General features: G+C 75.4%; 3 protein-coding genes and 1 pseudogene. 3 read left to right on the forward strand and 1 reads right to left on the reverse strand.

All coding sequences use genetic code 11. The features are described 5' to 3' along the window. On the reverse strand, positions 1-615 hold a 615-nt coding region (locus ABZ641_RS35020), incomplete at its 3' end, for a serine hydrolase domain-containing protein (RefSeq protein WP_359988430.1). 321 nt (positions 616-936) lie between these two features. On the opposite strand from ABZ641_RS35020, the gene ABZ641_RS35025 reads away from it, so the two are divergent. The 3 genes and pseudogenes from ABZ641_RS35025 (at position 937) to ABZ641_RS35035 (ending at position 1,977) form a co-directional block, all read left to right on the forward strand. Further along, positions 937-1,212 carry a DUF6400 family protein gene (locus ABZ641_RS35025; RefSeq protein WP_359988432.1) on the forward strand — a complete coding sequence of 92 codons (276 nt, stop codon included), beginning with the start codon at positions 937-939 and terminating at the stop codon, positions 1,210-1,212. Continuing rightward, a pseudogene (locus ABZ641_RS35030) lies at positions 1,199-1,417 on the forward strand (hypothetical protein); the annotation flags it as partial. The gene ABZ641_RS35025 and the pseudogene ABZ641_RS35030, both read left to right, overlap by 14 nt. A gap of 158 nt (positions 1,418-1,575) precedes the next feature. Then, positions 1,576-1,977, forward strand: coding sequence for a PPOX class F420-dependent oxidoreductase (locus ABZ641_RS35035; protein ID WP_344625502.1), 402 nt, complete (start codon positions 1,576-1,578; stop codon positions 1,975-1,977). Positions 1,978-2,007: the final 30 nt, after the last annotated feature.

A 2,007-nucleotide genomic window follows, 5' to 3' on the forward strand; every position in this document is an offset into this window, starting at 1 on the left:
GCCGCCGGCACCGGGCGTGACGACCGTGTCGGCGAGCCCGAGCGGCAGGCAGACCTCGCGGCGGACGAGCTGCTCGTAGTCGGTGCCGGCGCGCCGGGCGAGGGCGAGGCCGAGGAGGCCGGCGCCGAGGTTGGAGTACCGGAAGGTGCGGCCGGGCACCGAGCGGAGCTTCGTCCGGGCGAGCCCGTCGAGCAGCCGGTCGGCGGTGCAGCCGGCGTACGGGTCCGCGGCCCGCGGGTTGAGCAGGGCGGGCAGCAGCATGCCCTTGGGCAGGCGCGGCAGGCCGGAGGTGTGGGTGGCCAGGTGCTGGAGGGTGATCCGCCGGCCGCCGCGGCCGGGGACGGTGCAGCCGGGCAGCAGGCCCGCGAGCGGCTCCTCCAGGGCGGCGTCGCCGGCGAGCACCGTCCGGGCCAGCAGCAGGGCGGTGAAGACCTTGGTGATCGAGCCGATCTCGAAGAGGGTGTCCGGGCCGGGCGGCCCGGAGGCCGCACCGCCGGCCGACCCGGCGCCGCGGATCTCCGCCGCGCCGTCCGCGAGGCCGACCACCACCGCGCCGACCTGCTGCTCCGCCAGCCGGTCGGCGGTCCGTCCCACGAGGTCCCCCAGCTCTGCCATGTCCACAACCCTAGGCGCGGCCCGCGGCCGGTCCGTCCGCCCGCATGAGGAATCCCACCCCCTCCGCCTCGTCCGCCAGGTGTACGCCGCTGGACGGACCGGGCGCCGGCACGGCTCCCCCGAAAGACAGACCCGGCCCGCCACTCCGACGGGCCCTCAGTCCCGGTGCCCGGAGCGCGGCATGACGGACCGCCGACAGCCGCGGTCCCCGGACGGGAGCTTCGCCCACGGACGGCCCTTGTCTCGGAAGCATCTCAGCTGGTGAACGGGTTGCGCACATCACCTTGACAGCGAAGGAAGGGTTACCTAAGTTCTGCTGGCATGTCTCCGCAGTCGCACCACCGCACCGAGGACGCCGACCGCCCCGAGCCGTCGACGGCCTTCGTCTTCGACATCACCGCCGACGAGATCCGCCGCCGGTCGCTGGCGGCCGCCTCGCTCGGGCCCACCCGGGACATCGCCGAGGAGGAGCGCCGCGAGGCCGAGGCCTACGCCCTGCTCTACTCCGGCCTGGACGCCGAGCAGCAGCGGCTCTACGACGACCTCGTCACGGCGGGCGTGCTGCCCGTGGAGGAGCGGACCGATGCTGCCCGTTGACCCGCAGGCCGACATCGGTCGCCGCGCGTGGATCGCCTGCCCCAACTGCGACGACGCCCGCGACTGCACGCCCTGCGGGGAGCGCCGCTCCTGCTCGGAGCACTGGCGCTACCTGATCTCCAACACCGGGAGCCTGCTCCACCTGCAGTGCCCCGGCTGCACCCACGTGTGGGACCACGAGACCGGCTTCGGCGCCACCCGCTCGGCCCTCGGCCGGGTGCCCGGCCCGCGCCGCTCCGAGCCGACGGCCGGCGTGCTGCCCGAGGACGGCCCGGAGGCCGGCGACCGGGCACCGCACGACGCACCGTGATCCACGGCGGACCGTGATCCACCGGGGGTCGGGCAAGCCCTAGACTGCGCGGCATGAACGCCACGCCCGACGACCGGCTCGAACGCCTCGTCCGCCTCGCCGCAGGCAGCTACCTGCTGGTCACCACCTTCAAGAAGGACGGCACGGCGGTCCCCACCCCGGTGTGGGTGGTGCGGGACGGCGACGCGCTGGGCGTCTGGACGGTCTCCGACTCCTGGAAGGTCCGCCGGATCCGCAACCGGGCGGACGTGCTGGTCGGCCCGTGCGACGTCCGCGGCAGGCCGACCGGCGAGCAGGTGCCCGGCACCGCCGAGATCTGCCCGCCCGAGAAGACCGCCGCCTACCGCACCCTGCTGCGGCAGAAGTACGGCCTGCTCGGCGTGCTCACCCTGCTCGGCAGCCGGGTCCGCCGCGGCGACCGCGGCACGGTCGGCATCCGGATCACCCTGACCTGACCCGCGGCACCGCCCGCGGGAACACGACGC

Source organism: Kitasatospora sp. NPDC007106, assembly GCF_040634455.1.
In the GTDB taxonomy this organism is placed as follows: domain Bacteria; phylum Actinomycetota; class Actinomycetes; order Streptomycetales; family Streptomycetaceae; genus Kitasatospora; species Kitasatospora arboriphila.